Origin of the sequence: Verrucomicrobium sp. BvORR034, assembly GCF_000739635.1 — a bacterium.
Classification (GTDB): Bacteria; Verrucomicrobiota; Verrucomicrobiia; order Verrucomicrobiales; family Verrucomicrobiaceae; genus Verrucomicrobium.
Map to the genome: position 1 here is coordinate 22471 of NZ_BATQ01000079.1, position 6154 is coordinate 28624.

Annotated in this window: 6 protein-coding genes; all 6 read left to right on the top strand. The window is 63.1% G+C overall.

The annotated features are described in order from the left end of the window. Positions 1 to 41 precede the first annotated feature (41 nt). Positions 42 to 569 (top strand): hypothetical protein, encoded by a 528-nt coding sequence (locus tag BV034_RS13875; protein WP_050027609.1) that lies wholly within the window; start codon positions 42 to 44, stop codon positions 567 to 569. A 168-nt stretch (positions 570 to 737) separates the two neighbouring features. Then, complete coding sequence (gene rsmH / locus BV034_RS13880; protein ID WP_081887800.1) at positions 738 to 1733, top strand: 16S rRNA (cytosine(1402)-N(4))-methyltransferase RsmH; 996 nt, start codon at positions 738 to 740, stop codon at positions 1731 to 1733. Next, the gene (locus BV034_RS13885; RefSeq protein ID WP_050027610.1) at positions 1730 to 2152 is read left to right on the top strand and encodes a hypothetical protein; all 423 of its coding nucleotides are present in this window, start codon (positions 1730 to 1732) and stop codon (positions 2150 to 2152) included. The genes rsmH and BV034_RS13885 overlap by 4 nt, the downstream gene beginning before the upstream one ends. A gap of 38 nt (positions 2153 to 2190) precedes the next feature. Beyond that, the gene (locus BV034_RS13890) at positions 2191 to 4074 is read left to right on the top strand and encodes a penicillin-binding protein 2 (protein WP_265592975.1); all 1884 of its coding nucleotides are present in this window, start codon (positions 2191 to 2193) and stop codon (positions 4072 to 4074) included. Further along, on the top strand, positions 4071 to 5594 hold the full coding sequence (locus BV034_RS13895) for a UDP-N-acetylmuramoyl-L-alanyl-D-glutamate--2,6-diaminopimelate ligase (RefSeq protein WP_050027612.1): 1524 nt from the start codon (positions 4071 to 4073) through the stop codon (positions 5592 to 5594). Before BV034_RS13890 ends, BV034_RS13895 begins: the two co-directional genes overlap by 4 nt. A gap of 5 nt (positions 5595 to 5599) precedes the next feature. After that, the coding region (murF, locus tag BV034_RS13900) for a UDP-N-acetylmuramoyl-tripeptide--D-alanyl-D-alanine ligase (RefSeq protein ID WP_265592976.1) at positions 5600 to 6154 on the top strand (555 nt) is incomplete at its 3' end.

The following is a 6154-nucleotide window of genomic DNA, read 5'->3' on the forward strand; positions in this document are numbered from 1 at the left end:
ACCTTGACAGACTGGGGGCGTTTCACTTACGGATGACCTCAATGAAGCTGAAGCTCTGCGCCCTGCTGTTTCTTGCCACGACCTCATTCGCCACGGTTGCCGAGGCGAGACTGGGGGAGACGGTGGAGCAGTGCATGGAGCGCTATGGTCCGGTGATCGAGCGCCGGTCGGCCATTCTGTCAGCCAGCGACCCCGAGTCCCTGGTCTTCAGCAAGTCCGGCGTCACGATCATCATTGAGTACCGGGAGAGCAAGGCGTGGCAGATCAGCTACCGCAAGGTGAAGATGCTGGCCAATGAGGTGGAGTCCCTGGTCGCCGCCAATGCCGGGGAGGGGCCATGGAGTGGATCCCTCAAGCTGGGGGCCAGCGAGTACCGTCTCTCCGGTGACCGGACCCGTCTGGCCGCGATGGGGGAGATCCCAGGCTCCAAAGCTGGGATGACCGTGACGGAACTCCGAATCATGACCCGCGAGTGGTTGACGGAGAATCGTGCGGGCTATCTCAGGAAGGCCGACGCGCCGCTGACTGCGCCAGAGCGGGCCAGGATCAATCCGTTGCCCGGATTCTGAGCTGGCACGGCTCCCTGCGGGGTGGGTCCAAAAAGTTCCTGCATTTCCGGTCGAAATCCGGTCAAGAAGGGGCATTATCCGTCATTGCCAAATCGGCCAAGTCCTGATATCTAAGAGACGTTAAGCGACGGGGCTTTTTTCGCCATTTGGCTCCCAACTGACGTTTCAATGACCGCCCAGCCCAGTTCTTCTCCCATCGCCGACGCCTCCCCCACCGGAGCAGACGCAGGCGGAGGCACGGGCTACCATCTGCCGGTGCTCCCGGTCGAGGTGGTGGCGGCTCTGGCTCCAGCTTCTGGCATGGTCATCCTGGATGGCACGCTGGGAGGCGGGGGGCACACTTCCTTGCTGCTGCAGGCTGGGGCGGAGGTCATCGGTCTGGATCAGGACATGGATGCCCTGAACCATGCGGGGGAGCGGCTCAAGGCGTATGCGGCCACGGGCCAGTTCCGGAGCGTGCAGTCAAATTTTCGCGAGTTTCCGGCGGTGCTCCAATCACTGGGCATCACCGCGCTGGATGGCCTGCTGGTGGACTTGGGAGTTTCCTCGTACCAACTGGATGTGGCCTCCCGTGGGTTCTCCTTCATGCATGAGGGGCCGCTGGACATGCGCATGAATACCGGGGGCGGACGTACGGCGGCGGATCTGGTGAATGAAGACGAGCCAGCGGAGCTGGAGCGCATTCTGTGGGAGTATGGTGAGGAGCGCCAGTCGCGCCGCATCGTACGGGCGCTGGTGCAGCGTCGGGAGCAGAAGCCCTTCACCACCACGTCGGACCTGGCCTCGGCCATTGCGGGTGTGATTCCCCGTCGGGGCAAGACTCATCCCGCCACGCTCACGTTTCAGGGGCTGCGCATCGCGGTGAATGACGAGCTGGCCGCCCTGGCAGACTTTTTGCACGCTGCGCCCACCTGGCTGAAGCCCGGGGGCAGGCTCGCGGTTATTTCCTTCCACTCGCTGGAGGACCGCATGGTGAAGCAGGCGTTCCAACGCCTTTCCACGGAGTGGCTGGACCGCCCGGAGTGGCCGGAGCCCCGCCGCAATCCGGAGCACTGCCTGAGGCTGCTGCATCGCAAGCCCCAGGAGGCCACGGACGAGGAGGTCAAACGCAACCCCCGTTCCCGCAGCGCCAAACTTCGCACCGCCGAAAAACTGCCCCAATGAAAGAACCCGAGCTCAGCCTCCCTCGAAATCGCGCCACACCACGGCGTTCCGGGGTGGCTTTCCTGCTCGTGGTGATCTCTATTTCCGTGGGCACGGCGGCGCTGCTGCATATTTTCACGAAGAACCGCACCTACGCCCTCGGCCGCCAGCAGGAGCAGGTGGAGCGGGAAATCTCGGCCCTGGAGCAGGAGATTCGCACCCTGGACATGAAGGTGGGGGAGGCGCTCTCCCGGAAAAACCTGACGGATCGTCTCACAAGTCAGCGCTCCAGGTTGAAAAACATCCAGCCCGAGAGCATCATCAAGGTTCCCCCTGCGCCGGACCACGTCCCCGCGGCCATTCCTGTTGCTGAACCTGAAACTCCTTCTCCCGCCGACCCAGAATCTACGCCTGCCACAGGCAAACCGCTGCGCCGATGAACGCTCCTGACTCCCCAACTCCCGACTTGAACAGATGGGTGCCCCACCGCATCGCGGTGATGCTGGCGCTGCTGCTGGCCGCCTTTGGCGGGGTGGCGTTCCGGCTGTACGGGTTGCAGGCGGTGGATCATAACGTTTGGGCGCGCCGGGGCGATGGCATGCTGAAGCAGCGCGTGGTGCTGCCAGCCATGCGCGGGGTGATTCGCGACAGCAATGGCGAACTGCTGGCGCATGACAAGCTGGTGCACGAGGTCTGGGTGAACACGCAACACCTGCGGGATCTCAATGACGTGCGCACGCGGCTGGCAAGGATTCAGAAGCGCCCGCTCTCTGAGGTGGTGAATGGCATGAAGCCTGAGGACGTGATCTCCCAGTATCGCGAGCATGTCACGGCCGTGGTCACCGCCACGTTGAATGAAACAGGCGAGCCTGTGCCGGCCGATCTGGCCGTGCAGATGGCCGATGAAAAGCGCATCGAGTTTCCTCTTCTCAAGGGATTGCCCACGGAGACCGCCGATATCTGGAAGGCCCGGCTCAAAGAAGGGAACGTCTATGCCATCAGCCTGCGCGCCAGTGTGCGGCGCTTCTACCCGGCCGAAGAGCGCCTGACGCACGTGCTGGGTTATGTGAATGAAAAGACCGTGCTGGAGGATGAGGGCCCAGGGGGCCGCAAGCGGGAGAAGCACATCCAGATCGGGCGTGAAGGGGTGGAGGCGGTGCTCAACACGGAGCTGACCGGTACGGATGGCTTCCAGTGGATCGAGAAGGATCGAAAGGGACGCGAGATCACCTCCTTCCGCGGCGAGGGGGAGGAGCCCCGGCATGGTCATGAGGTGACACTGACCATCGACATGAATTTGCAGGACACGATGGAGCAGGTGCTGGAGCAGGCGTTCATGCAGTACAAGCCCAAGCGGATCACCTCCGTCTTGATCGAGCCCAAGTCCGGGGCGGTGCTGGCGATGGCCAGCCGTCCGCACATTGATCGCGAGACGATGAAGGGCATCATCGCCAATCCGGCGGTGAGTGCCCAGTATGAACCGGGCTCTGTTTTCAAGGTCGTGGCCTACACCGGAGCTCTGGACCGCAAGGTGACCGGCCTGGGGGAGACCATCAACGTGGATCCCAGCCTCAAGGTCTTCGCCTCCCAGCGGATCAAGGATCACGTGAACGGCCCGGTGACCGTGCTGAACGCCTTTGCGCAGAGCAGCAACCGTGCGGCGTATCTGCTGGCGCTCCGAGTGGGCGATGACAAGTACCTCGAGTACGTGAGGAACTTCGGTTTCGGCCAGCGCTCCGGCATTGAGCTGACGGGTGAAATCACCGGCACTGTGTGGCCGCGCAAGGCCTGGGACGGGCTCACCTTCTCCCGCATGGCCATGGGGCATGCCGTCACGGTGACCCCGCTGCAGATGACGATGGCGGTGGGCGTGATCGCCAACGGCGGTAATCTCATGAAGCCCCAGCTCATCAAGGAAGTCAGGGATGAGAAGGGGAACATCGTCCGGCAGTTGAAGCCCGAAGTGGTGCGCCAGGTGTGCACTCCGCGTACCGCTGAGCTGATGCGGCAGGCCATGGTCGAGGTCGTGCAGGGGCAGAAGGGCACCGGCAAGCAGGCGGGGATCGAGGACATTATCGTGGCCGGGAAGACCGGCACCTCCCAGCGTCGCCGTGACGATGGCCGCGGCTATGAAGAGGGGCACTACTGTGTGTCCTTTGCGGGATTCGCCCCTGCGGACAAGCCCGAGCTTTGCGCCATCATCGTGGTGGACGATCCCCACGGTGCCCCGGAAGAACTCTATGGCGGCAAGCTGGCCGCTCCCATCTTTTCTCAACTCATGAAACAAAGTCTTCATACCATGGCGGTCGCTCATGCCGTCCAGCGGGAGATATCCCCGCTGAGCAACGGAGGTGCCCAATGACTATTTTGCGCGATCTTATCGAAGGATTGGACAGACCGGTCATCAGTGGTGGCCTGGACGTGGAAGTGGCCGGCCTGGCCTATGACTCCCGCCTGGTGAAGCCTGGCTTTGTATTCTTTGCCCTACGGGGTGTGAAATCGGACGGACATGACTTCATCCCCAAGGCTCTGGCTGAGGGGGCGGTGGCGATTGTGGCCGAGACCGCGCCGCCGGAAGACTCCAGCGTGACCTGGCTGCATGTGAAAAATGCGCGTGTGGCCCTGGCCGAGATGGCCGCCGCCTACAAGGGGCATCCTGCCCGGAACATGGCCGTGGGCGGCGTGACCGGGACCAACGGAAAGACCACGACGGCTTTCCTGCTGCATCATTTGTTGAATCACGCGCATCGCCGCTGCGGGCTGCTGGGCACGGTGGTGTATGACGTGGGCGGGGACCTGAAGCCTGCCACGCACACCACACCGGAGTCGCTGGAACTGCAGGGGCTGCTTTCAGAAATGCGTGACCGCGGCTGCGTGGCTGTGGCGATGGAAGTTTCCTCGCACGCCATTGACCAGCATCGCACCCATGGCGTGCCCTTTGCTGCAGCGGTCTTCACGAATCTCAGCCAGGACCATCTGGACTATCACGGGACGATGGAGGAGTACTTCAAGGCGAAGTCGAAGCTCTTCTCCTCCACAGCGGCCTCCCGCAGTGGCAAGCTCGTCATCAATGTGGACGACATCTGGGGACGTCGTCTGGTGGATGCGCACAGGGAGCATCCCGGTCTGGTCACTTATGGACTGGGCGTGGCGGCTGACTATCGTGCGGTGAACCCCCGCTATGATCTCACAGGCACCAGCTTCGAGCTGGAGCACAAGGGGCGCTCCCTGCTGGTGCGCATCCCGCAGATCGGCCAGTTTAATGTGTACAACTCCCTGGCGGCTCTGGCTGCGGCCCATGGCATGGGCTGCAATCTGCGCGATACGGTTAAGGCGATGCAGTCCTCCCCCCAGATCCCGGGGCGTATGGAGCGTGTCACGCCGGATAATCATTCCTTCCACGTCTTTGTGGACTATGCGCACACGCCGGACGGCCTGGTCAATGCCCTGTCCACGGCGCGGGCGCTGCGCCCGGAGCGCATCATCACGGTCTTTGGCTGTGGTGGCGATCGCGACCGTCTGAAGCGGCCGCTCATGGCACGTGCGGTGGAGGATCACAGCGACATCAGCATTCTCACCAGCGACAATCCACGCACCGAGGATCCGCAGGCGATCATGGACGACGCCCGCAAGGGATTCACCCGCTCCGCTCACGCCCTCATTGCTGACCGCAAGGAGGCCATTCACACCGCCATCAAAGGGGCGCGGGAGGGGGACATTGTCGTCATCGCTGGCAAGGGACATGAGCCCTACCAAGACGTGCAGGGGGTGAAGCATCCCTTTGACGACCGCAGGGTGGCCCGCCAGCTGGTGGACATCGAGATCCGCATCAAGGGTGAAAAGCGGCTGGAGGCACGCCAAAGGAGGGATGACCGTCAGTGAAGGCGTTGACTCTCGAAACCCTTGCCAACTACAGCGGCGGTCGCCTCGTCTGCGGCGATCCCGCTGCGACCTGTACCAGCGTCAACACGGACTCCCGGAAGATCCAGCCAGGAGAGCTGTTTGTGGCCCTGGTGGGGGAGAAGTTTGACGCGCATGACTTTGTCCCGCAGGTGGCTCAGGCCGGTGCGGCGGCGGTCATTGTCAGCCGGCTGCCTGAGAACGTGGAAGCGCTGGGCTGCGCCGTCATCGAGGTGCCGGACACGCTGCTCGCGCTCCAGCAACTCGCGCGTGCTTACCGCGAACTCCTGAACCCGCTCGTGATCGGCATCACGGGCAGCAACGGCAAGACGTCCACGAAGGACCTCGTCGCTGCGGTGTTGCGGAAGAAGTACCAGGTGTGTGCCACGCTGGGAAACTTTAACAACCACATCGGCCTGCCGCTGACCATCCTCCGCATGGAGGAGGGGGACAACTGCGCGGTGCTGGAGATGGGGATGAACCACCACGGTGAGATTGCCGTGCTGGCGGGGATCGCCCGTCCGGATGCCGCCATCATCACG